Raw genomic sequence first — 21,587 nt, forward strand, 5'->3', positions numbered from 1 at the left:
ATGGAGCCGTTCCTCAGAAGAACTTGCTCATATATTCCAGGCGCTGACGGTCGGCGAGTTGCGACAACTCAAGCAGATTGCGGCGCTTGGCCTCGTCCAGGCTCTGCTGGATGGCGGCGCGTTTCAGCTGATCGGTCGCCTGGGCGTCCTTGCGTTCGGTCTCGCTGGAGTTGGTCAGCCCCAGCAGGATCGCCTCGCCCGAGCCGTCCTGCGCCGTGACGCCCCGCGCCCCCAACCCGGCGCGGGTCTTGCTCACCGCCTGACGCAAGGCGGCAAGCCGGCGCTGCTCGGCCGCATCCGCCGCCGCGGTCAGCTGGGAAAGCTGGGTCTGCGCGTCGGTCTCCTTGCCGCGGACGGCCTCCTCCTGGCTGGCGCGCAGCTGGGCCAGCGTCTGTTCCTGGCTGGAGCGGAAATCGTCCATCTCCTTGGCCCGCGCCGCCGCAGCGGCTGCCGCCGAAGCCTCGTCCTTCTGGCGCTGAAGCTCCTGCTCCTGTTGACGCAACTCGGCGTCATGCGCCCATTGGCGGGCCTGCGCCTCGGCCTCCAGCTGGGCCTGCTGCTGGCGGGCGGTGGCGGCGGCCTGGGCGCTGCGTTCGGCCGCCGCCGCTTCCTCGCGGTATTTCTGCTCCAGCGCCGCTTGCGCAGCCGCAGCCTGCGCCGCGTCCTGCTGGCGCTTGTACTCAAGCTCGGCAGCGGCCTGTTGCGCCGCCGCCTGCTGCGCGGCGGCGCTGGACTGGCCGGTGCTGGCAGTGCGCACGGTGCCGATGACGGAGTTCGCCAGCGGCAACGCCGTCGTCACCAGGGGAGTTATTCCACCCATCAGTCATTCACCTTCAGTTCCATGGTCACGGAAAGCAGCGTGAAAGGCAGCGGCGCATCCTGTTCGATGCGCCAAAGCGGCAGGTCGGTGTCATGGCGCCAGCCGAGCGCCCGCAGCCGGCGGTCGCCGGACACACGCGGCGGCACCCCGCCGGCCGGTTGCGGCCCGAGCCGGTGAAGCGGAAGTTCCTGCAACCCGCGCCCAAGATCGACGCGCAGCGCCGCCGTCTCCTCCAGCCGGAAGGTGACGGCGACCAGCCGGACGAGGTCCGCCCCGGTCGCCTGCCCCAGCAGGTTGGGCGGCAGCGGCTCGATCCGGTGGGTGTAGGGCAGCCCGATCTCCACCTTGCGGGCCGGCGGGTCGAGCGTGACGCTGCCGGCCTGGATGGTGGCGGGATTGCGGATCACCCCGTCGGCGACGATGGCGACCGTCCGCCCCTCCAGATGCGCCAGCCCGCTCCAGACGGCAGTGGCCTCAGCCCGTTCCGCCGTGATCGCGGCGTCGAGATTCAGCGTGTCGTCGAACCGCTCGACGGTCCAGACGCCGCGCCGCTCGACCAACGCATAGACCTCGTCCCCCACCGCTGCGACGGAACGCACCGCCCCGTCGGTCTCCAGCAGGGTCCAGGCAGTGACGTCCTCCGCCCGGTAGGCGGTCAGCGCCCCCAGCGTGCCGTCCTCCATCGCCACGAACAGCAGCCGGCGGTTCTGGTCGTAATCCTGGTCTCGCGGGCTCGCCACCAGATGGCGGGCCAGCAGGGCGAGGTCGTTGGCCTGATAGGCCGCCTCGGTGTCGGTGTAGAGGAATTCGCGGATTTCGCGCCGGTTGCGCGGCACGAACAGAGTCGCCCCCTCCACGTCGCGCGGCGGGATGGCGCGGTCCATCGGCGAACCGATGCGCGTCTGCCGGTTGACCTGCATGCTCTGCGGGGTCAGCGGGTCGCCGGTCACCATATATTCGGCGCCCGAGGTGAAGACCTGCAGATGCCGGCCGGAGAAGACGGCGCGCACCGCGTTCACCTGATCGGACAGGATGCCGAACTCGATGGCCTGATCGTCCAGTCCCTCCCCCAGATCGAAGTTCCAGATCTGGGCGGAGCGCGACAGCCACAGCCGGTTGGGCAGGTCGCGCGAGCCGCCGATGACCAGCCGGTCCTGATGGAAGGCCGCCGACACCGGCCAGCCCCGCAAGGCGGAGAAGGCCTGCTCCTCCCACTGCGTCGTCGGCTGGGTGTCGGCCAGCGCCTCCTTCACCGTCGCGTTGACCTGCGTCGCCGACACCACGCCGGTCACCAGCAGCTGCTTGCCCTTGATGCGGAGGCGGGTGCCGTCCTGGCGCGGATCGAACACCGGAGCCGACGCGGTGACGGTGATGGCCCCCGTCGTCCCTGACGGCGTCAGCGTCACCGCCGGATCGCCGAAGCGATGGAAGGGGATGCGCAGCAACTCCCCCTCCACCGCGAAGGCCCACTCCGCCAGCGTCCAGATCCCATCGTCGCCACGCATCAGCTTGCGCGGCGGCAGGTCGGGATGGCAGACCAGCAGCGTATCGGCGCTCTGCGTCCAGGTGATCTGCGCCAGTTGCGTCAACGTCCAGGGTGCTGCGACCGAGACGAGCTTCGACCCGCCCTGGAACACGTCGATCCGACGGTCGGTGAAGACCAGCAGATAGGTCTGTTCGCTGTTGCGCTCGAACGCCACCAGCCGGCCGTCGCCGGGGGCCAGCGCGGTGAAGGCGAGCCCCGACCGCCGCGTCACCCCGCCGGTCGGGTCGATGAACAGGTTGCGCAGCGCCAGCGCGCCATTGTCGTAAGCCTTGAGATCGCCGCGCCCCAGCAGGCGGCGCGACACCTCGCCGGCGGTGAAGTTGGTCTTCACCTGATGCAGCCGCCCCATCACGCTCTCGCGTCGATCAGGGTGAAGTCCTCGAAGCCGGGCTGGCTGTCCTGCTGGGCGTCGATCTGGCGGGCGCGACGGAATTCGCTCTCGGCCTGTTGGGCCAGCAGTTCCGCCCGTGTCGAGCTTTCGGTCAGCGGCAGGCAGAACTCGGCGGCCAGCCGGGCGATCAGCGCCTGATCGAAGAAGGCGGGGAACTCCTCCGCCGCCGGGCGGCCGATGTAGGACAGGGTGACGGTGCCGGCATCGCACAGCAGGGCACGGCCATTGATGCGATAGGACAGGCCGCGCCCCCGCCCGTCGCCGCCCGCCCCCAACGCCCGCAGGAAATCGGCCGGCAGCTGGAAGGCGTTGGCATAATCGGCGACCGGCGGCTCGGCCAGCCGCGGCAGCGTGGCCAGCACGCTGGCGAAGCTCCAGGCGTTGGCCGACAGCAGCGCATCGCGCGTCGGGCCGTAGAGGGCGGCGGCCACCTCCGCCTCGGCGGATCCGTCGTCGAAGGAAGCGATGGCGGTGGCGCCGAGTTTGATCAGTGCACGGCCGCACAGGCCGATGGCGGTCAGGGCCATGGACGGTCTCCCGTTGCGGGGTTTGCGGAGGCACCGGCGATCCGGCGCCGCCGCCTCGACGGATCAGTCGCTGTTGACGCTACCGAACGGCGTCAGGTTAGCGACATCGACCGTCCCGTTGGCGCTGGCCGCCACCACCAGCATGCCGGTGGCGGGGGCGGCGCTGCCGACAGCACAGTTGGCCAGCAGCATGTCGCCCACCCGCAGCAGATCGGCCGCCCCGTTGAAATAGCCGGCGGTGTCGACATCGGTCGCCACGTCACGTGTGGTGTAGTGCCAGAGCGTGAAGCCGTTCGCATAGGCGAGCACACTCAAATCCTTGGACGCATAGGCCATGGATCGAAGTCTCCGGATTGTATGGGGATGCGGGAGGGAGGAGGGATCACCCTCCTCCGCTCAGCTTTCCAGGCAGCGCAGGGTCACCACCCCGGTGGTGTCGATCAGCGCGGCGCCCTGGCTCATCATGTTGTTGACGAAGTGCGCCGCGCGGTCGCCGTGCCAGGTGATGTCGGTCTTCACGTCGGCACCGGCCGCGTGGCCGACCGCCGTCTTGTGATACCAGTGGCAGAGCCGGACATTGCCGCTCAGCGTCAGGCCGGAATGCGGCAGCCACAGCGTGCCGAGCCAGCGCTTGGCCTGGGTGCCGCGCCAGGGCAGCTCGTCGGTGCCGACATAATCGGAACTGGCGAACTCCTCGATGCCCAGCAGTTGGCTCCACTGCTTCCAGCCGACGACGGCATAGCGCTGGCCATCGTCCGGCACGTCCGCTTCGCCCATCATCTCGAAAGCGGTCAGGATCTTGGCCTTGGTCAGCCCGTCGGCAGCGCTGGCGGCGTAGTTGACGGATTTGTTCAGTTCGGCGATCAGCAGTTCGTCGGTCTTGCGGCCCAGCGCATAGGCGCCGGCATTGGCGATGATCTGGCGCTCGTCGATGTTGGTCTTCAACTCGTCCAGCCGGTCGACCCAGTCGCCGGCATAGAAGTCGTACAGCGCGCATTCCACCGGCGTGTGGTCCAGATTCATCACCGGAACCGCACCGTGGCGCGACTTGGTGGAGGCGGCACCCTTGCCCACCTTCTGGAAGACGGTGGAGGCGCCCTGGACATTGTTCTTGCTGCGCACGGTGTTGCGCAGCTTGGAGCCCATGCGCTGATAGGCCTCGTGGACCTCGCGCTCGAACTGCTTGACGAACGCCTGGGCGATCGTGGTCGACATGGGTGTGTTTTCCTTTCGCGTTCCTGCGGATCCCGCGGGGAGAGTGGCGGGGGACTCGTTCCGCCACCCGGTTGTCGGGGGTGCGTGCGGGACGCAGCGCCGGCCGCGGGCGGAACGCGAAAACGAAAAGGGCCGGCCGGACTTTGAAGTGTCCGGCCGGCCCTTTTCGGACCGAAGCGAGGGGGGAGCTTTGGAGCTGTCGGGCGGCTGGTCCGAAGGGGGGACCGGTCGCCTTGACAGGAGTGGTTTTAGGATTTTATGCGGATCCGATCAAGGACTATTTTCACACGTCAATGCCGGACCGGCCCCGCCACCCAATGGCTGACGATGGTCTCCGCCTGAGCCGGCGGGATCTCCGGATGGTGGTAGCGGTACACGGTCACCGCCGCCTCCAGCGCATAGCGTTCCGGCTGGCCGCAGCGACACAGGCCGGAGTAGCAGCGCTGAACCGCATCACGGCAGGCGATGGCGTCGGCGATCGGCTGGTCGGCCTCAGGAAAACGGGGACCGGTCATGGACGCTCCTCCTCTTCCCGGATGCCGTCGGCCGCGTCGTCCAGCGGCACGCCGTAGATTTCCAGCCGGTGGCCGACGATCTTGTAACCAAGCTCGCGCGCGATCCGCTCCTTCATCGCCTCCAGTTCCGGGCTGGCGAATTCGATGATCCGGCCGGTGCGGGTATCGATCAGATGGTGGTGGTGGTCGGCCGTCGCCTCCTCGTACCGCGCGCGGCCGTCGCCCAGGTCGACACGCTCGATCACCTGCGCGTCCTCCAGCAGCCGCATGGTGCGGTACACCGTGGCGATGGAGATGCGCGGGTCGATCTGCACGGCGCGGCGATGCACCTCCTCGACGTCGGGATGGTCGTCCGCCTCCGACAGCACCTGCGAGATGACCCGGCGCTGACCGGTCATCTTAAGCCCCTTCTCCATGCACAACGCTTCCAGACGCGACGTCATAACCCCAACCCTGGTCTTTGCTTGCCGATACCCCCATCATACTGAAAACCGTTCGCAATCCCAGAGCGGTTTCGCAGCGGCGCAAAGTCGCGAACCCGCCGGCACCGTCTCGTGTCGGCCCAGGACGCCAACAGTCAAACGGAGGACCCACTGGAATGCCCCGTATCCTGTCCCTTACCCCGGCCCTGCTGGTTGCCGGCTTCTGCCTGGCGGGCACACCGGCCCTGGCGCAGCAGTCCGCCCCCGCACCGGCTCCCGCCGCCCAGGCCGCCATCGCCGATGCGCAGGGCAAGCCGCTGGGCACCGTCACCTTCACCAAGTTCCCGCATGGCATCCTGGTGCATGGCCAGTTGGAAGGGCTGCCGCCGGGCTGGCACGGCATCCACATCCATGAAAACGGCGCCTGCACCCCCGATTTCAAGGCGGCCGGCGGCCATTTCGGCGCCCAGGGCTCCAAGCACGGGCTGGAGGCCGAGCACATGCACTATGGTGAGCTTCCCAACATCTGGGCCAACGAGTCCGGCAAGGCCGGGTTCGAGGCGATCACCCACATGGTGACCCTGACCGACGGCGCCGACGGCCTGTTCAAGCAGGGCGGCACCTCGATCATCATCCACGCCCAGCCCGACGATTACCTCAGCCAGCCGGCCGGCAATTCCGGCGACCGCCTCGCCTGCGGCGTCATCAAGAAGCCGTAAGCGTCGGCGGACGGCACCAGGGCGCGGCCATATGCCGCAAAAGCGCGGCGGCGGCTCGCGCCCTCTCCCTTCCGGTCCGACCTCCGCCGGCTCAATGCGAATCGGGGCGAATCGGGCGGCGCACCCCTGCCGCGCGCCGAGTTTGCTTGCCAAATCAAGCCGCCGGCCCTATCTGTCCGGGGTCGGACGGCGCCCGGCGCCGCGCGAGCCCGCGCAGGCACCTGATCGCCCGCCGCCCGACGGCTCCGCGCCAACCCGCCGCGGAGCGCGCAAGCCCGGCCGCTCCCTCCTGGCGCGGCCCCCATTCTGGTGACCAGGACCATCGCTTCCATGACCGAATTTTCCGGCCTCGGCCTGATCGAGCCTCTTCTGCGCGCCGTCGCGGAGGAGGGATACTCCACGGCCACGCCGATCCAGGCCGGCGCCATCCCGCTTCTGCTGGCCGGCCGCGACGTGCTGGGCCTCGCCCAGACCGGCACCGGCAAGACCGCCGCCTTCACGCTGCCGATCCTGCAGCGGCTGTTCCAGAACAAGAAGCGCGTCGCCGCCAAGTCGCCGCGCGCCCTGATCCTGACCCCGACGCGCGAACTGGCGCTCCAGATCGGCGACAGCTTCACCACCTACGGCCGCCATCTGCCGATCCGCCGCACCGTCATCCATGGCGGCGTCGGCCAGAGCCCGCAGGTCGCCGCCATCGCCCGCGGGACGGAGGTGCTGATCGCCACCCCCGGCCGCCTGCTCGACCTGATGGCGCAGAACCACGTCAATCTCGGCGGCATCGAGCTGTTCGTGCTGGACGAGGCCGACCGCATGCTCGACATGGGCTTCATCCGCGACGTGCGGAAGGTGGTGGCGGTGCTGCCGAAGGAACGGCAGACTCTGCTGTTCTCCGCCACCATGCCCGACGCGGTCGTCGATCTCGCCAACAGCATCCTGACCGATGCCGAGCGCATCGAGGTGACGCCGCAATCGACCACGGTGGAGCGCATCAACCAGCGCGTCCTGTTCGTCGACCGCGCCGACAAGCGCCGCCTGCTGGCCGACCTGCTGGCCGATTCGGCGATGGCCCGCACCATCGTCTTCGCCCGCACCAAGCATGGTGCCGACCGCATCGCCGACCATCTGAAGAAGGCGGGCATCACCGCCGACGCCATCCATGGCGACAAGTCGCAGTCGGCCCGCGTCCGCGCGCTGGAGAGCTTCCGCAACGGCGAGCTGCGGGCGCTGGTGGCGACCGACATCGCAGCCCGCGGCATCGACATCGACGGCATCAGCCACGTCATCAACTTCGACCTGCCGAACGAGCCGGAAAGCTACGTCCACCGCATCGGCCGGACCGCGCGCGCCGGCACCGACGGCAGTGCCGTGTCCTTCTGCGACCATGAAGAGGTCGGCTATCTGAAGGACATCGAGAAGACGATCCGCCAGCCGATCCCGGCCGACACCACCCACCCCTATCACGCGGTGGAGGTGGCGCAGATCCACGCCTCGTCCAAGCCGCCGCCCCGCCCCAAGGCGCCGGGCAGCAACCGCAACCAGAACAACCGCAACCAGCAGCAGGCCCGCCCCGCTGCCGCCCCGAAGGCCACTCCGCGGGCCGCACAACAGCCTGCCAAGGCCCCGCAAGCGGCCAAGGCTCCGCAGAAGGCGGGCAAACCGGCAGGTGTGCCCCGTCCGGACGCCGCCCGCAACGACCAGAACCGCCACGACCGTCGCCCAGCTCCGCACGCCGTGTCGCACGGCACCGGCAGCGGCAAGCAGGCGCCGCGCGCGGCTGGCACCCCCGGCGGCAACACCCCGATGCGCCGCAAGCCCAGCGCGGCTTGATCGCGGCGACGCCCGCAAGGAAAAGGCCCCGTCTCTCGCGAGACGGGGCCTTTTTTCATCCACCAGACCGACTGGCTGTCAGCCCTGGGCTTCGGCGGCATGAGCCGCCTGCACCGCCGGGCGGGCGGCGACGCGCTCGGCGAAGACCACCAGATTCGGGAAGGGAGACAGGTCGAAACCAATGCGCGGCAGCCAGCTCAGCACCGTGTAGGCATAGGCGTCGGCGACCGTGAAGGTCTCGCCGGTCAGATAAGCCTTGCCCTCCAACTGCTTGTTCAGCACCGCCAGCTTGCCGCCCAGCACCTTGCCGGCGAACTCGCGGTAGCTGTCGGGCACGAACTCCTTCAGCATCGGGAACAGCGGGACGACGCCCTTGTGCAGCTCCGTGGCGATGAAATTCAGCAGTTCCTGCACGCGGTAGCGCTCCATCGTGCCCGCCGCCGGGATCAGACCGCTGTCCGGCGCCTTGTCGGCAACATACTGGACGATCACCGCCACCTCGGTCAGGATTCCCGCCTCGCCGAACGCCAGGGTCGGCACTTGTCCCTTCGGGTTCACAGCGCGGAAGTCGCTGCCATCGGCCAGCGTCTTGGTGACGAGATCGACCTTGACCAGATCGAAATCCAGACCGGCCTCGCGCAGCACGATGTGCGGCGCCAGCGAGCAGGCGCCCTGCTTGTAATAGAGCTTCATGTCTCCAGAACCCTCTTTTTGGGTGGTTGGCACCCCCATGGCTACCCCAAAGGGACCAGCGACGCCAACCTTTCCCGACAGGGACTCAGACTGCCTGCGCCGCCAGCTTTCGTGCCTGACGATCGATGAACCACCAGGCGCCGCTCGACGCCATCTGGCACAGGCGGGTGTGTGGCTTCAGCCCGCAAGCCTTGAACACCATGGCGATGGCGCGGTCGACATGCTTGCGGCGATAGCGGCCGAAGGCGCGGCGCTTGTAGGCGGCGTTGTAGAGCTTGTGCTCGTACGCGGCCTCGGCCGGGGCGTTGGCGGCATAGTAGGCATAAGCCAGCTCGTCGTCTTCCGACTCGCCGATGCGCGACAGCGCCACCTTCAGCCGCTGGACCTTGTTCAGCCCTTCGCGGTCCAGGTACTTCTTGGCGTAGGTGTAGAAGATCTTGTAGTGGCGCAGCTCGTCGGCGGCGATGTTGCGGCAGATCTCCTTCAAAACCGGCTCGTCGGTCGAATCGCCGATGGCGGCATAGTAGGAGCTGGTGCCGGTCTCGACCATGCAGCGTGCGATCATCTCGCCGGTGCGCGAGCCGCGGACCGAGGCATCGAGGTCGATCGGCACGCGGTAGCCGGCACGGAAACGCTCGACCGCCGCCCGGAAGTCGAAGCTGGGATCGACCAGTTCGGCCCAGCGGCCCAGCGCCTCGCCATGCTGGACCTCCTCGACCGCCCAGCCGCGGGCGGCCTCCTGGAACTCCGGATCGTCGCTGAAGACATTGCACAGATAGGCGGTGTAGTCGTCGGCGTTGAACTCCACCAGTGCCGCCGCCTTGATCAGCGGAACCAGATCGGGATCGATCTTGCTGGAATCGAAACGGTCCCAGGGAAGCTCGTCGATCCGCCAATGCGCACGCACCATGATCCGCTCTACCGCCTCGTCTTGGGCCGCATCCTTGGCGGCCGGGTCATATCGGGAAAGGGTTCGCCGCCCCGTATCCCCGCCAGTTCCATAAGCTGCGGCAGGGTTCACGGTCCAGGCCTTCGAATGTAATCGGTCTTCGCCGCGATGCAACCAAGTCGCAAAGCAAACGGGCGGCCTGGATGCCCAAGCCGCCCGTTAGACCGAAGAGATATATGCCGTTTGCCCTGTTGTCAGAGCCGACGGCCATCTCCGCTCAGTGAGCGGAGGCCTGGGTCAGCGCATCCAGCTTGGCGCGCGCGACCGCCAGCTTGGACTCGGCAGCGGCGCGCTCGGCATCCGACTTGCTGTCGTCCAGATCCTCGGACAGATCCTTGATCTGCTTCTCGACCGCGGCGCGGTCCAGGTCGGTCAGCGCCACCGCTTCCTCGGCCAGAACGGTGCAGCGGGCCTCGGTGACCTCGGCGAAGCCGCCGGCGACGAATACGCGGTCTACCACGCGGTCGCCCTCATAGACGTCGATGACACCCGGACGCACGGTCGAGATCATCGGCGAATGACCGGCGAGCACGCCGAAATCGCCTTCCGAACCCGGCACCACGACCATGTCCACGGGCTGCGACTTCAGCAGCTTTTCCGGCGAGACCAGCTCGAATTCGACTTTATCGGCCATGGGTTTCCTGGTGCCTCTTCATAGGAACCCCCTCCCCCGCTGACGGGGGGAGGGGGTGTGCTGATGTCGATTTCCGCCCGGCCGTCTCACGCCTCTTCACAAGGCCGATGGGGCCGGGTCGGAATGCCGCGATCCCGGCCGGGATCAAACGACAGGATCAGGCGGCGGCCAGCTTCTTGGCCTTGGCGATCGCCTCGTCGATGGTGCCGACCATGTAGAAGGCGGCCTCCGGCAGGTGATCGTAGTCGCCGTTCACGATGCCCTTGAAGCCCTTGATGGTCTCCTCGAGCGGGACCAGCACGCCCGGGGTGCCGGTGAACACCTCGGCGACGTGGAACGGCTGCGACAGGAAGCGCTGGATCTTGCGGGCGCGGGCCACGACCAGCTTGTCCTCTTCCGACAGCTCGTCCATGCCCAGGATGGCGATGATGTCCTGCAGCGACTTGTAGGTCTGCAGAACCTTCTGCACCGAACGGGCGACCGAGTAGTGCTCCTCACCGACGACGCGCGGGTCGAGGATGCGGCTGGTCGAGTCGAGCGGGTCCACGGCCGGGAAGATGGCCATTTCGGCGATCGAGCGCGACAGCACCGTGGTGGCGTCGAGGTGGGCGAAGGAGGCGGCCGGGGCCGGGTCGGTCAGATCGTCCGCGGGCACGTAAATGGCCTGCACCGAGGTGATCGAGCCCTTCTTGGTCGAGGTGATGCGCTCCTGCAGGGCGCCCATGTCGGTGCCCAGCGTCGGCTGGTAACCCACCGCCGACGGGATGCGGCCCAGCAGAGCCGACACTTCCGAACCGGCCTGGGTGAAGCGGAAGATGTTGTCCACGAAGAACAGCACGTCCTGGCCTTCCTCGTCGCGGAAATATTCCGCGAGGGTCAGGCCGCTCAGCGCGACACGGGCGCGGGCGCCCGGCGGCTCGTTCATCTGGCCGTACACCAGGGCCACCTTGGAGCCCGGGCCGTCGAGCTTGATGACGCCCGACTCGATCATCTCGTGGTAGAGGTCGTTGCCCTCACGGGTACGCTCGCCCACGCCGGCGAAGACCGACACACCACCGTGCGCCTTGGCGACGTTGTTGATCAGCTCCATGATCGTCACGGTCTTGCCGACGCCGGCACCGCCGAACAGGCCGATCTTGCCGCCCTTGGCGTAGGGGGCCAGCAGGTCGATGACCTTGATGCCGGTGATCAGCACTTCGGCGTCCGTCGACTGGTCGACGAAGTCCGGGGCCTGGCGGTGGATCGGCAGCGAGCGGGCGGCGTTGACCGCGCCGCGCTCATCGATCGGCTCGCCGATGACGTTGATGATGCGGCCGAGCGTCTCCGGGCCGACCGGAACGGCGATCGGCGCGCCGGTGTCGACCACCTCGGCGCCGCGCACCAGACCGTCGGTGCTGTCCATGGCGATGGTGCGGACCGTGCTCTCGCCCAGGTGCTGCGCCACTTCCAGAACGAGGGTCTTGCCGTCGTTCTGGGTGTGCAGCGCGTTCAGGATCGCCGGCAGGTCGCCGTCGAACTGCACGTCCACGACGGCGCCCGTGACCTGCGTGATCTTGCCGACAGAATTGGTGGTGGCCATGGAGTAAAGCTCCCTAGGAACTCGGTAAGTGTCGGTATGCCGTCGCCGGCGCAAATGGGCTGAGCCCTACGTGTCGGATGCGGCCGTTACAGGGCTTCGGCACCGGAGATGATCTCGATCAGCTCCTTGGTGATGTAGGCCTGGCGCGTCCGGTTGTAGGTGATCGTCAGCTTGTTGATCATGTCGCCGGCGTTGCGCGTCGCGTTGTCCATCGCGGTCATCCGGGCGCCCTGTTCGGACGCGGCGCTCTCCAGGAGGGCGCGGTAGATCTGGATGGACAGGTTGCGCGGCAGCAGTTCGGCGAGGATCTGCTCCTCGTCCGGCTCGAACTCATAGAGCGGCTTCACCTCGTCGGTGGCCGCGGCAGCCTCGCCGGGGACGGCGAAGGGAATGAGCTGCTGAACCGTGACGATCTGGGAGATCGCCGACTTGAACTTGTTGAAGACGACCGAGCAGACGTCGAACTCGCCGGCGTCGAACATCGCCAGCACCTTCGTCGCCACCATGTCGGCATCGCTGAAGCCGAGCCGGCGGCGGCCGACATCCTCGTAGCTCTCGACGATCAGCGAGGCGAACTCGCGGCGCAGCTGGTCGCGGCCCTTGCGGCCGACGGTCAGCAGCTTGACGGTCTTGCCCTCGCCCTGCAGGCGCGTGATCTGGCGCTTGGCCTCGCGGACGATGGAGCCGTTGAAGGCGCCGCACAGACCGCGGTCGGAGCTGATGACGACCAGCAGATGCACCTTGTCGGCGCCCGTCCCGGTCATCAGCTTCGGCCCGTTGCCGCTGTCCTGCACGTTGGCGGCCAGCGACGACAGCATGCGGCCCATACGCTCCGCGTAGGGACCGCTGGCTTCCGCCTGCTCCTGAGCGCGGCGCAGCTTGGAAGCCGCGACCATCTTCATGGCCGAGGTGATCTTGCGCGTCGACTGGACGCTCGAGATCCGGTTCTTTAGGTCCTTGAGGTTAGGCATGCCGGCCCTTCAATTCCGCTCGAGGTCGTTCCGTGACCGTCTCTGCAAGACGGTGGGGGGCGGTTTCCCGCCCCCGCGCGCGGTCGGTCAGGCGAAGACCTTGGCGAAGCCGTCGAGGAACGCCTTCAGCTTCTCTTCGGTCGCCGAGGTGATCTGCTTGTCGGTGCGGATCGCCGCCAGGATATCGGCGCCCTTGGCGCGGATCTCCGACAGGAACTTGGCCTCGAAGCGGTTCACGTCCTCGACGCGGATGGCGTCCAGGTAGCCCTTCACGCCGGCGAAGATCGACACGACCTGCTCTTCCACCGGCAGCGGCTGGAACTGGCCCTGCTTCAGCAGCTCGGTCAGACGGGCGCCGCGGGCCAGCAGGCGCTGGGTCGAGGCGTCGAGGTCCGAGGCGAACTGGGCGAAGGCGGCCATCTCGCGGTACTGCGCGAGTTCCATCTTGATGGTGCCGGCGACCTGCTTCATCGCCTTGATCTGGGCGGCGGAGCCGACGCGGCTCACCGACAGACCGACGTTGATGGCGGGACGGATGCCCTTATAGAACAGGCCGGTTTCCAGGAAGATCTGACCGTCGGTGATCGAGATCACGTTGGTCGGAATGTAGGCGGACACGTCGCCGGCCTGGGTCTCGATGACCGGCAGGGCGGTCAGAGAGCCGTTGCCATGGGCATCGCCCATCTTGGCGGCGCGCTCCAGCAGACGGCTGTGGAGGTAGAACACGTCGCCCGGATAGGCTTCGCGGCCCGGCGGACGGCGGAGCAGCAGCGACATCTGGCGGTAGGCGACGGCCTGCTTGGACAGATCGTCGTACACGATCAGGGCGTGCATGCCGTTGTCGCGGAAATACTCGCCCATCGTGCAGCCGGTGTACGGCGCCAGGAACTGCAGCGGAGCCGGCTCCGACGCGGTGGCGGCGACGACGATGGAGTATTCCATGGCGCCGGCGTCTTCCAGGGTCTTGACGATCTGGGCGACGGTCGAACGCTTCTGGCCGACGGCGACGTAGATGCAGTAGAGCTTCTTGCTCTCGTCGTCGCCCTGGTTGATCGGCTTCTGGTTCAGGAAGGTGTCGATGACGACGGCGGTCTTGCCGGTCTGACGGTCACCGATGATCAGCTCGCGCTGGCCGCGCCCGATCGGAACCAGGCTGTCGACGGCCTTCAGGCCGGTCTGCATCGGCTCGTGCACCGACTTGCGCGGGATGATGCCGGGGGCCTTCACCTCGACGCGCTTGCGCTCGACGTCGACCAGCGGACCCTTGCCGTCGATCGGGTTGCCGAGGCCGTCAACCACGCGGCCCAGCAGGCCACGGCCGACCGGAACGTCGACGATGGTGCCGGTGCGCTTGACGGTGTCGCCTTCCTTGATGCCGCGGTCGTCGCCGAAGATCACGATACCGACATTGTCGGTCTCGAGGTTCAGCGCCATGCCCTGCAGGCCACCGGGGAACTCGACCATTTCGCCGGCGCGGACGTTGTCCAGGCCGTGCACGCGGGCGACGCCGTCACCCACCGACAGGACCTGACCAACCTCGGCGACATCCGCCTCGGTCCCGAAATTCGCGATCTGCTGCTTGAGGATCGCAGAGATTTCTGCGGCGCGGATATCCATCAGACTGATCCCCCTGAGGCCTTCATGGCGAGTTGCAATTTGTTCAGCTTCGTGCGCACCGAGGTATCGACCATGCGCGAGCCGAACTTAACGATCATGCCGCCGATCAGCTCCGGATCGACGGAGGTGTTCACCAACACCTTGGAACCGATGGACGCCTTGAGCGCGTCGATGACGGCGTTGCGCTGGGCGTCGCTCAGCGGCTGGGCCGAGGTGACCTGCGCCGTGACCTCGCCGCGGCGCCGGGCCAGTTCGGCCAGGAAGCCTTCGATCATCCCGTCGATCGCGAACAGGCGGCGGTTGGCCGCCACCAGCCCGATGAAGCGCTTGGTCAGGTCCGACAGGCCGGCGCTGTCCATGACAGCGGCCATGGCCCTGCCCTGATCGGCACGGCTGATGACGGGGCTACGGACGAGGCGGCGGAGGTCAGCGCTCTCGGCCAGGATCTGCTTCAGCGTGGTCAGGTCGCTCGCGACCGTGTCCAACGCCTGGTTTTCGTCCGCAAGCTCGAACAGCGCGGTGGAGTAACGCGCGGCGAGTTCGGATACGCCTGTTCCTTCGGATGCCACCTGATCCCTCGAATTGAGTTCGGTAGACGGTGAATTCGGCGGCCTTATAGGGTGTCAACCCGAGGCACAAACACCCCGGCCGCGAAAGCGAGCGGTCCAATATCACAGGAATCGCGCCCACGCAACGGGGTCTGGACAATTTGGCTGCGGCGTTTTGAGCAACTGCGGAATCATTGGTCGCAATTGCGTTCGCCGAGGACTCGGGCGCCGCTCGACTGGTCATACCGGCTGTGACTTCGATGTGGCCCTATAGCCTGTTTAATTCAAGGTTAACCAATCTGATCCACGGTCGGCCCGAACCGCGCGGGCGGCCGATCCGACCTTGGTTTCCCGTCATTTCGCCCCGCCGCAGCCGGTCCAGGCGACCAGGGACTTATCCGCGATGACCATCCTGCCGACGACCGACACCGTTGCGACCGCTGCGGTGGATTCCGACGCGAGCGCCGCCGCCGGCCCCGGTTTCCGCGGGGAGGAGCGCGCGGCGAACGTCATCCAGTTCTGCCGCGCCCGCTTTACCCCGGACGACCTCGACGCCTTCGCCACCGTGGCCGAACCGAAGATTCGCGACGGCCATTGGGCCGGTGTGCTGCGCGAGTCGGGACGCGATCATGACCGGCTTCTGGTGCTGCTGCCCGAAGTCGACCGCCCGGTCTTCCGCTTCGAGCGCGACGCCAAGGGCCGCTACAGCCTGTCCTTCCATGACCGTTCGGGCTGGTATGGCATCGGTGCCGGCGACAGCGCCGCCGACTGCCTGTCGATCTGGCGGCCGCGCCGCCCGCGGACGTCCTGACCTCCCCTGGATTTGGCCGCGGTAATTTTCACCATGTAAAAAACCGGCCTGCGGCATCCCGCCGCAGCGGTTTCACAAACGCCTCAGCGATAGACCCCGACCGCCAGCATGTAAGGCTTGCCGTTCAGGACCAGACGGCGGGCGTGCATCGTCTTGCGCGCGACTTGGCCCGTCAGCGGATCGATCCATTGATAGGTGACGTCGGTGCGGCCGTCGCGCGCCACCCCGTCCAGCGCCTCGCGGATGAAGGGCTTGCCGTCGACATCGTGCAGGTCCTTCAGGTCCGACCCGTTCAGCGTCGCGGTCCAGCCATGGGCGACCATCACGCCCTTGTCGTCCAGCAGCATCGGGTAGAGGTCGCGGTCGGTGAAAGCGCTATCATGGCCGGCAAACGCTTCGGCCGCCGCGTCCGGACCGATCCGCTCCAACAGCTGCTGGGCCCGGTCGATCATGGTCAGCGCTTCGGCATCGGTGCCGCGGGTGCGGGCCGGGGCGCCGGCGGCGAAGGCGATGACCACCAGCAGCAGAAGGACCGGCAGCACGGTCAGCAGCGTTTGCCGCTGAACACGCAGACGAAGCTTGGAGATCACGCCGACCATCAGCCAGAACCTGTGCCTATGGATGTTTGGGTCCGTTGGCTCGGACCCGGGAGGGATGTTTCGGTTCGGAACCATCCTGGCCGTGGTAATACCATGCCCCACATCACGCAATGGGCCAAACGTCACAGGTGCCATGTCTGACCGGCCCGGCGACCGGATCGTGTCAATTCGCCGCAGCCTGCCCGGTCCAAGCCAAAGCCTTTGAAGGAAGCTGCCTACAGGAAGCTGTAGGGGTCCACGTCGATCTGGACGCGGATGGCCGGCGGGATCTCCACCTTGTCCAGCCATTCGGCGATCAGCGGCTGCACCTGGGTGCTGCGCGGCGCCTTCAGCAGCAGGCGGCGGCGGTGCCGCCCGCGCAGCAGGGCAAGCGGCGCCGGGGCCGGCCCCAGCACATGGACCGTGTCGCTGCGCGGCGCCGCTCGGCCGAGCGCCATCGCCACCCGTTCGACCAGGGTCGGATCCTCGCCCGACACGATCAGCGCCGCCAGCCGCCCGAAGGGCGGCATGCCGGCCTCCAGCCGCATCTCCGCCTCCAGCTGGTAGAAGCCGTCGCGGTCGCCGGCGGCCAGCGCCTGCATCACCGGATGCTCGGGCATGAAGGTCTGCAGCATCACCCGCCCCGGCCGCTCGCCGCGACCGGCGCGCCCGGCCACCTGATGCAGCAGTTGGTAGGTGCGCTCCGCCGCCCGCAGGTCGCCACCGTTCAGACCCAGATCGGCGTCGACCACCCCCACCAGGGTCAGCATCGGGAAATGGTGGCCCTTCGCCATCACCTGGGTGCCGATGATGATGTCCAGCTCGTGCCGGCCGATGCTCTCCACCATCTCCTGGATGGCGCGCGGGCCATGCAGGGTGTCGGACGCCATGATGGCGGCGCGGGCGTCGGGGAACAGCTCCGCCACCTCCTCGGCGATGCGCTCCACCCCGGGACCGCAGGCGGCCATGGCGCCCTCCTCGCCGCATTCCGGGCAGGCATGCGGCAAGGGCTGCTGCAGGCCGCAATGGTGGCATTGCAGCTTGCGGGCGAGCCGGTGCTCGACCAGCCAAGCCGTGCAGTTCGGGCATTGCATGCGGTGGCCGCAGGCGCGGCACAAGGTCAGCGGGGCATAGCCGCGGCGGTTCAGGAACAGCATCGCCTGCTCGCCGCCGGCCAGCGTGTCGGTCAGCGCCTGTCGCAGGCTGGGCGCCAGCCAGTGCCGGGCCGGCGGGCGGTCGCGCCGCAGGTCGACCAGTTCCACGTCGGGCAGCACGGCGCCGCCATGGCGGGACGGCAGCTCGATCCGGGCATAACGGTGGCTGTCGGCATTGACCTTGGTCTCCAGCGACGGCGTGGCGGAGACCAGGACGATGGGCAGTCCGCCCAGATGCGCCCGCGCCACCGCCATGTCGCGGGCGTGGTAGATCGCGCCCTCCTCCTGCTTGTAGGCGGAGTCGTGCTCCTCGTCGACGACGATGACGCCCAGATCGGGATAGGGCAGGAACAGCGCCGAGCGCGCCCCCACCACGACCGGCACCTCGCCCTTCGACACCGCGCGCCAGGTGTCGCGGCGCTGCGCCCCTGTCAGTTCGGAATGCCATTCCGCCGGCGGCGCGCCGAAGCGCCGGGCGAAGCGGTCGAGCCACTGGGCCGACAGCGCGATCTCCGGCAGCAGAACCAGAGCCTGCTTGCCCTGCTCCAGCGCCGCCGAGATCGCCTCGTAATAGACCTCCGTCTTGCCCGATCCGGTGACTCCGTCGAGCAGGACGGTGGAGTAGCGCCCCGACGCCACCCGCCCGCGCAGGTCGTCGGCCGCCGCCCGCTGGTTGGTCGACAGGGTGGGACCGGGCCGCCGCCAGTCCGGCCGGCCGAGGCGTGTCGGCTGAAGCAGCATCGGCTCCAGCAGCCCGGCCTCCGCCAGCCCGCGCACCACGGTGATGCCGCAGCCGGCCTCCTCCGCCAGCTCCGCGGGCGTGCGGGGAGGCCCATCCTCCAGCAGCGCCAGGATACGCTTACGCGGGTCGGTCATCTTGAAGCCGGGCGGCGGCTCCGCGTCATGCTTGCGCAGATAGGCCAGCATCGGCTTCGGCGGCTCCAGCGCGGACGGCACGCTGACCGCCATGCGCAGGACGAAGCCCGGCGGCGTCATGGTGTAGGCGGCGACCCATTCGACGAAGCGGCGGCCGACCCCGGTCATCGGCGGCACCTCGAACCGGCGCATCACCGGCTTGAGCCGGCCGGACTCGAGCGCCCCGGCGCCGGGGCCCCAGACGACGCCGATCACCCGGCGCGGCCCCAGCGGCACTTCGACGAAATCGCCGGGAACCAGTTCCATGCCGTCCGGCACGCGGTAGTCGTAGGCCTCGCGCAGTGGCAGCGGCAGCAGGACGGCGACGCGGCGGTCGGACCCGTGACGCTGCGGCTTTTCCGGCAAATCTGCGGAATTGCCCCTGGAATCGGCTGCGGAATCGCCTTCGGGCTGCCCCGTTTCGGGCGCGTCCCCAAGAAGATCCCCCTGGAAGCCCGGGGCGGAACTGGCGGAAGTCGAACGCATCGGCTAGAGTGGCCTCATGTCCCGGGCACCGGGCGGGACGGCGCGTCGGTCAGCTTTCCGGCGCGGCCGGTTCCGGTCAACATCAGCAAGCATGGACCCTTCGTCATGAAGTTCTTCGTCGACACCGCCGACATCGCCGAGATCCGCGATCTGGCCGATACCGGTCTGCTGGACGGTGTTACCACCAACCCCTCCCTGATCGCCAAGTCCGGCCGCAAGTTCCTCGACCTCGTGGCGGAGATTTGCGACGTCGTCAACGGTCCGGTCAGCGCCGAGGTGGCGTCCACCGACTTCGAGACCATGCTTGCCGAGGCCCACAAGATCGCCAAGATCTCGCACCGCGTCGCGGTGAAGGTGCCGCTGACCCCGGCCGGCCTGAAGGTCTGCAAGATCATCTCGTCCGAAGGGACGATGGTCAACGTCACGCTGTGCTTCTCCCCCGCCCAGGCGATCCTGGCGGCCAAGGCCGGCGCCAGCTTCGTGTCTCCCTTCGTCGGCCGCCTGGACGACATCGGCCAGGACGGCATGGGCATCATCACCGACATCTGTGAGATCTATCGCAACTACGACGCCTTCAAGACCGAGGTGCTGGTGGCGTCGATCCGCAACCCGATGCACATCGTCAAGGCCGCCCGCCTGGGCGCCCATGTCGTGACCGCCCCGGCGTCGGTGCTGAAGCAGCTGTTCAACCACCCGCTGACCGACAAGGGTCTCGCCCAGTTCGTCGAGGACTGGAAGAAGACCGGCCAGTCGATCCTGTAAGGCGGGCCGGAGCGATCATGGCCGACTGGGGCCGCGAACCGGGCCACACACCGCGACAGGCGTCGGCGCTCTCTTCGGAGGATGTGCGCGCCTATCTGCGGACCCACCCGGACTTCCTGGCCCAGAATGCCGATCTGGTCCACCACCTGACCCCGCCGTCGGTCGACCGCGGGCGGGGGGTGGTGGACCTCCAGGCCTTCATGGTTGACCGGCTGCGCGCCGAGGTCCGCACCCTCAAGGACCAGCAGCGCGAGCTGATCGGCACCAGCCGGGCCAACCTGAACAGCCAGAACCGCATCCATGCCGCGGTGCTTTTCCTGCTCGACGCCCAGAGCTTCGAGCAGCTGATCCAGACCATCACCACCGACCTCGCGGTCCTTCTCGACCTCGACGTCGCCTGTCTGGTCATCGAATCCAACGGCACCGACATTCCCCATGTCCACCGCTCCGGCGTGCGGGTGGTGGAGCCGGGCGCCATAGCCGACCGGCTGGGGCGCGCCGACGTGGTGCTGAACACCGACATCCAGGGCGATCCCGAGATCTACGGCCCCGGCGCCGGCCTCGTCCGCTCGGAGGCGCTGATCCGCATCCAGGTCTCCAGCGAGACGCCCGACGGCCTGCTCGCCTTCGGCAGCCGCGAACCCGACACCTTCCACAGCGGCCAGGGCACCGAACTGGTCGGTTTCCTCGCCCGCGTCATCGAGCGGGTGATCCGCGGCTGGCTGGAGCTGCCGGCGTGACCGAGCCAGTTCCCATTGCTCCAGGTTTGGGTTTTTCCGCCAGGCCCGACGTCCAGGACGTGCTGGCCCACTGGCGGCGTTGGATGGAGAGCGAGAAGGCGGTCTCCCCTCACACCCTGTCGGCCTACACCGCCGACGTGGGCGAGTTCCTGCGCTTCCTCACCGAGTTCCGCGGCGGCTCGCCGCCCTCGCTGAACGATCTGGGCGACCTGAAGGCGGCTGATTTCCGCGCCTGGATGTCCAGGCTGGCGATGGACGGGCTGGTCGGCGCCAGCCGGGCCCGCAAGCTGGCGGCGGTGCGCAACCTGTTCCGCTGGCTGGACCGCAGCGGCCGGCTGCACAATCCCGCCATCGCCACCCTGGCCACGCCGAAGGTCAAGCGCCCGGCCCCGCGCCCATTGACGGAAATCGACGCCGACCGCCTGCTGGAGGAGGCCGAGCGCGACCGCGAGGAGCCCTGGATCGGCAAGCGCGACCGTGCCCTGTTCACCCTGCTCTATGGCTGCGGCCTGCGCATTTCCGAGGCGCTGGGCCTGGCGCGCAAGGATGCGCCGCTGGGCGACACGTTGCGGGTCACCGGCAAGGGCCGCAAGGACCGCGTGATCCCCGTCCTGCCGGCGGTGACGGAGGCGGTGCGCGCCTATATCGACAGCTGCCCCTTCACGCTGGCGCCAGACGGCCCGCTGTTCGTCGGCACCCGCGGCGGCCGGCTGAACGCCAGCGTCGCCCAGCACCAGATGCAGAAGCTGCGCGCCCTCATGGGCATGCCGGACAGCGCCACCCCGCATGCCCTGCGGCATAGTTTCGCGACCCACCTTTTGGCGGACGGCGGCGACCTGCGCGCCATCCAGGATCTGCTCGGCCACGCGTCGCTGTCGACCACTCAGCGTTACACGGACGTCGAAAACGAACAGCTGATGAACGTGTACCGCAACGCCCATCCCCGGGCGCGCAAGGGCTGACGGAAACCAGTTCCCCCAATCACACAATACATAACAGGGTATTCACGCTGTCCGATTTCATGACAGGCTGGTGATACCCTCGCTTACCGGATGCGACGTGGCGGAATTTGGATTATAAACACGCAATCAAAATTCATTTTCCACTTCAAAAGCAACTGGTATATCTGTTTACAGACTTCTCCAAACTAACATCAGACGTCATACTT

Annotated in this window: 22 protein-coding genes; 6 read left to right on the forward strand and 16 right to left on the reverse strand. The window is 67.9% G+C overall.

The window, feature by feature from the left end; all coding sequences use genetic code 11:
• Window positions 1-13: 13 nt before the first annotated feature.
• The 7 genes from E6C72_RS02400 to E6C72_RS02430 form a co-directional block, all read right to left on the reverse strand.
• Entirely contained in the window at window positions 14-820 is an 807-nt protein-coding gene (locus tag E6C72_RS02400; protein ID WP_136700630.1) for a hypothetical protein, read from the reverse strand.
• Window positions 820-2,715 carry a hypothetical protein gene (locus E6C72_RS02405; RefSeq protein WP_109443221.1) on the reverse strand — a complete coding sequence of 632 codons (1,896 nt, stop codon included), beginning with the start codon at window positions 2,713-2,715 and terminating at the stop codon, window positions 820-822. The genes E6C72_RS02400 and E6C72_RS02405 overlap by 1 nt, the downstream gene beginning before the upstream one ends.
• Entirely contained in the window at window positions 2,715-3,284 is a 570-nt protein-coding gene (locus tag E6C72_RS02410; RefSeq protein ID WP_109443222.1) for a hypothetical protein, read from the reverse strand. The genes E6C72_RS02405 and E6C72_RS02410 overlap by 1 nt, the downstream gene beginning before the upstream one ends.
• 63 nt (window positions 3,285-3,347) lie before the next feature.
• Entirely contained in the window at window positions 3,348-3,620 is a 273-nt protein-coding gene (locus tag E6C72_RS02415; protein ID WP_109443223.1) for a hypothetical protein, read from the reverse strand.
• A 60-nt stretch (window positions 3,621-3,680) separates the two neighbouring features.
• Entirely contained in the window at window positions 3,681-4,499 is an 819-nt protein-coding gene (locus E6C72_RS02420; protein WP_109443224.1) for a phage capsid protein, read from the reverse strand.
• A gap of 290 nt (window positions 4,500-4,789) precedes the next feature.
• Entirely contained in the window at window positions 4,790-5,014 is a 225-nt protein-coding gene (locus tag E6C72_RS02425; protein ID WP_109443225.1) for a hypothetical protein, read from the reverse strand.
• Window positions 5,011-5,457: a Fur family transcriptional regulator gene (locus E6C72_RS02430; RefSeq protein WP_109443226.1), complete on the reverse strand. Its 447-nt coding sequence runs from the start codon at window positions 5,455-5,457 to the stop codon at window positions 5,011-5,013. The genes E6C72_RS02425 and E6C72_RS02430 overlap by 4 nt, the downstream gene beginning before the upstream one ends.
• Window positions 5,458-5,612: 155 nt before the next feature.
• Here E6C72_RS02430 and E6C72_RS02435 point away from each other — a divergent pair, with 155 nt between their 5' ends.
• Both E6C72_RS02435 and E6C72_RS02440 read left to right on the forward strand, forming a co-directional pair.
• The gene (locus E6C72_RS02435; RefSeq protein ID WP_109443227.1) at window positions 5,613-6,155 is read left to right on the forward strand and encodes a superoxide dismutase family protein; all 543 of its coding nucleotides are present in this window, start codon (window positions 5,613-5,615) and stop codon (window positions 6,153-6,155) included.
• A 330-nt stretch (window positions 6,156-6,485) separates the two neighbouring features.
• On the forward strand, window positions 6,486-7,982 hold the full coding sequence (locus E6C72_RS02440) for a DEAD/DEAH box helicase (protein WP_109443228.1): 1,497 nt from the start codon (window positions 6,486-6,488) through the stop codon (window positions 7,980-7,982).
• Between the two features lie 78 nt (window positions 7,983-8,060).
• Here the strand turns inward: E6C72_RS02440 and gstA are convergent, their stop codons facing one another.
• The 7 genes from gstA to E6C72_RS02475 form a co-directional block, all read right to left on the reverse strand.
• A complete protein-coding gene (gene gstA / locus E6C72_RS02445; RefSeq protein ID WP_109443229.1) occupies window positions 8,061-8,675 on the reverse strand; it encodes a glutathione transferase GstA in 615 nt (204 codons plus the stop codon).
• 85 nt (window positions 8,676-8,760) lie between these two features.
• Window positions 8,761-9,585, reverse strand: a complete 825-nt coding sequence (locus tag E6C72_RS02450) for an acyl-ACP desaturase (RefSeq protein WP_109443230.1) — start codon at window positions 9,583-9,585, stop codon at window positions 8,761-8,763.
• A 256-nt stretch (window positions 9,586-9,841) separates the two neighbouring features.
• Window positions 9,842-10,258, reverse strand: coding sequence for a F0F1 ATP synthase subunit epsilon (locus E6C72_RS02455; protein ID WP_109443231.1), 417 nt, complete (start codon window positions 10,256-10,258; stop codon window positions 9,842-9,844).
• Between the two features lie 157 nt (window positions 10,259-10,415).
• Window positions 10,416-11,837, reverse strand: coding sequence for a F0F1 ATP synthase subunit beta (gene atpD, locus E6C72_RS02460; protein WP_109443232.1), 1,422 nt, complete (start codon window positions 11,835-11,837; stop codon window positions 10,416-10,418).
• A gap of 86 nt (window positions 11,838-11,923) precedes the next feature.
• Window positions 11,924-12,808 carry a F0F1 ATP synthase subunit gamma gene (locus tag E6C72_RS02465; RefSeq protein WP_109443233.1) on the reverse strand — a complete coding sequence of 295 codons (885 nt, stop codon included), beginning with the start codon at window positions 12,806-12,808 and terminating at the stop codon, window positions 11,924-11,926.
• 87 nt (window positions 12,809-12,895) lie between these two features.
• Window positions 12,896-14,425: a F0F1 ATP synthase subunit alpha gene (atpA, locus tag E6C72_RS02470; protein WP_109075927.1), complete on the reverse strand. Its 1,530-nt coding sequence runs from the start codon at window positions 14,423-14,425 to the stop codon at window positions 12,896-12,898.
• Window positions 14,425-14,994, reverse strand: a complete 570-nt coding sequence (locus E6C72_RS02475; RefSeq protein WP_109443234.1) for a F0F1 ATP synthase subunit delta — start codon at window positions 14,992-14,994, stop codon at window positions 14,425-14,427. Before E6C72_RS02475 ends, atpA begins: the two co-directional genes overlap by 1 nt.
• A 382-nt stretch (window positions 14,995-15,376) precedes the next feature.
• Here E6C72_RS02475 and E6C72_RS02480 point away from each other — a divergent pair, with 382 nt between their 5' ends.
• A complete protein-coding gene (locus tag E6C72_RS02480; protein WP_109443235.1) occupies window positions 15,377-15,784 on the forward strand; it encodes a hypothetical protein in 408 nt (135 codons plus the stop codon).
• 83 nt (window positions 15,785-15,867) lie between these two features.
• On the opposite strand, the gene E6C72_RS02485 is transcribed toward E6C72_RS02480, so the two are convergent.
• Both E6C72_RS02485 and E6C72_RS02490 read right to left on the reverse strand, forming a co-directional pair.
• Complete coding sequence (locus E6C72_RS02485) at window positions 15,868-16,383, reverse strand: cache domain-containing protein (protein ID WP_109443236.1); 516 nt, start codon at window positions 16,381-16,383, stop codon at window positions 15,868-15,870.
• A gap of 215 nt (window positions 16,384-16,598) precedes the next feature.
• The gene (locus E6C72_RS02490; protein ID WP_371298428.1) at window positions 16,599-18,917 is read right to left on the reverse strand and encodes a primosomal protein N'; all 2,319 of its coding nucleotides are present in this window, start codon (window positions 18,915-18,917) and stop codon (window positions 16,599-16,601) included.
• A 105-nt stretch (window positions 18,918-19,022) separates the two neighbouring features.
• On the opposite strand from E6C72_RS02490, the gene fsa reads away from it, so the two are divergent.
• Genes fsa through E6C72_RS02505 form a run of 3 tightly spaced genes read left to right on the forward strand, consistent with a single transcriptional unit; the run spans window position 19,023 to window position 21,381 of the window.
• On the forward strand, window positions 19,023-19,679 hold the full coding sequence (gene fsa / locus E6C72_RS02495) for a fructose-6-phosphate aldolase (protein WP_109443238.1): 657 nt from the start codon (window positions 19,023-19,025) through the stop codon (window positions 19,677-19,679).
• A gap of 17 nt (window positions 19,680-19,696) precedes the next feature.
• Window positions 19,697-20,419 carry a DUF484 family protein gene (locus E6C72_RS02500; RefSeq protein ID WP_109443239.1) on the forward strand — a complete coding sequence of 241 codons (723 nt, stop codon included), beginning with the start codon at window positions 19,697-19,699 and terminating at the stop codon, window positions 20,417-20,419.
• Window positions 20,416-21,381: a tyrosine recombinase XerC gene (locus E6C72_RS02505; RefSeq protein WP_109443240.1), complete on the forward strand. Its 966-nt coding sequence runs from the start codon at window positions 20,416-20,418 to the stop codon at window positions 21,379-21,381. The genes E6C72_RS02500 and E6C72_RS02505 overlap by 4 nt, the downstream gene beginning before the upstream one ends.
• Window positions 21,382-21,587: the final 206 nt, after the last annotated feature.

The sequence above is a fragment of the Azospirillum sp. TSH100 genome, from assembly GCF_004923295.1.
GTDB lineage: Bacteria > Pseudomonadota > Alphaproteobacteria > Azospirillales > Azospirillaceae > Azospirillum.

Coding starts and splice junctions, on each gene's coding strand:
- E6C72_RS02400 (WP_136700630.1), bottom strand. CDS start 820: ATGGGTGGAATAACTCCCCTGGTGACGACGGCGTTGCCGCTGGCGAAC.
- E6C72_RS02405 (WP_109443221.1), bottom strand. CDS start 2,715: ATGGGGCGGCTGCATCAGGTGAAGACCAACTTCACCGCCGGCGAGGTG.
- E6C72_RS02410 (WP_109443222.1), bottom strand. CDS start 3,284: ATGGCCCTGACCGCCATCGGCCTGTGCGGCCGTGCACTGATCAAACTC.
- E6C72_RS02415 (WP_109443223.1), bottom strand. CDS start 3,620: ATGGCCTATGCGTCCAAGGATTTGAGTGTGCTCGCCTATGCGAACGGC.
- E6C72_RS02420 (WP_109443224.1), bottom strand. CDS start 4,499: ATGTCGACCACGATCGCCCAGGCGTTCGTCAAGCAGTTCGAGCGCGAG.
- E6C72_RS02425 (WP_109443225.1), bottom strand. CDS start 5,014: ATGACCGGTCCCCGTTTTCCTGAGGCCGACCAGCCGATCGCCGACGCC.
- E6C72_RS02430 (WP_109443226.1), bottom strand. CDS start 5,457: ATGACGTCGCGTCTGGAAGCGTTGTGCATGGAGAAGGGGCTTAAGATG.
- E6C72_RS02435 (WP_109443227.1), top strand. CDS start 5,613: ATGCCCCGTATCCTGTCCCTTACCCCGGCCCTGCTGGTTGCCGGCTTC.
- E6C72_RS02440 (WP_109443228.1), top strand. CDS start 6,486: ATGACCGAATTTTCCGGCCTCGGCCTGATCGAGCCTCTTCTGCGCGCC.
- gstA (WP_109443229.1), bottom strand. CDS start 8,675: ATGAAGCTCTATTACAAGCAGGGCGCCTGCTCGCTGGCGCCGCACATC.
- E6C72_RS02450 (WP_109443230.1), bottom strand. CDS start 9,585: ATGGTGCGTGCGCATTGGCGGATCGACGAGCTTCCCTGGGACCGTTTC.
- E6C72_RS02455 (WP_109443231.1), bottom strand. CDS start 10,258: ATGGCCGATAAAGTCGAATTCGAGCTGGTCTCGCCGGAAAAGCTGCTG.
- atpD (WP_109443232.1), bottom strand. CDS start 11,837: ATGGCCACCACCAATTCTGTCGGCAAGATCACGCAGGTCACGGGCGCC.
- E6C72_RS02465 (WP_109443233.1), bottom strand. CDS start 12,808: ATGCCTAACCTCAAGGACCTAAAGAACCGGATCTCGAGCGTCCAGTCG.
- atpA (WP_109075927.1), bottom strand. CDS start 14,425: ATGGATATCCGCGCCGCAGAAATCTCTGCGATCCTCAAGCAGCAGATC.
- E6C72_RS02480 (WP_109443235.1), top strand. CDS start 15,377: ATGACCATCCTGCCGACGACCGACACCGTTGCGACCGCTGCGGTGGAT.
- E6C72_RS02485 (WP_109443236.1), bottom strand. CDS start 16,383: ATGGTCGGCGTGATCTCCAAGCTTCGTCTGCGTGTTCAGCGGCAAACG.
- E6C72_RS02490 (WP_371298428.1), bottom strand. CDS start 18,917: ATGCGTTCGACTTCCGCCAGTTCCGCCCCGGGCTTCCAGGGGGATCTT.
- fsa (WP_109443238.1), top strand. CDS start 19,023: ATGAAGTTCTTCGTCGACACCGCCGACATCGCCGAGATCCGCGATCTG.
- E6C72_RS02500 (WP_109443239.1), top strand. CDS start 19,697: ATGGCCGACTGGGGCCGCGAACCGGGCCACACACCGCGACAGGCGTCG.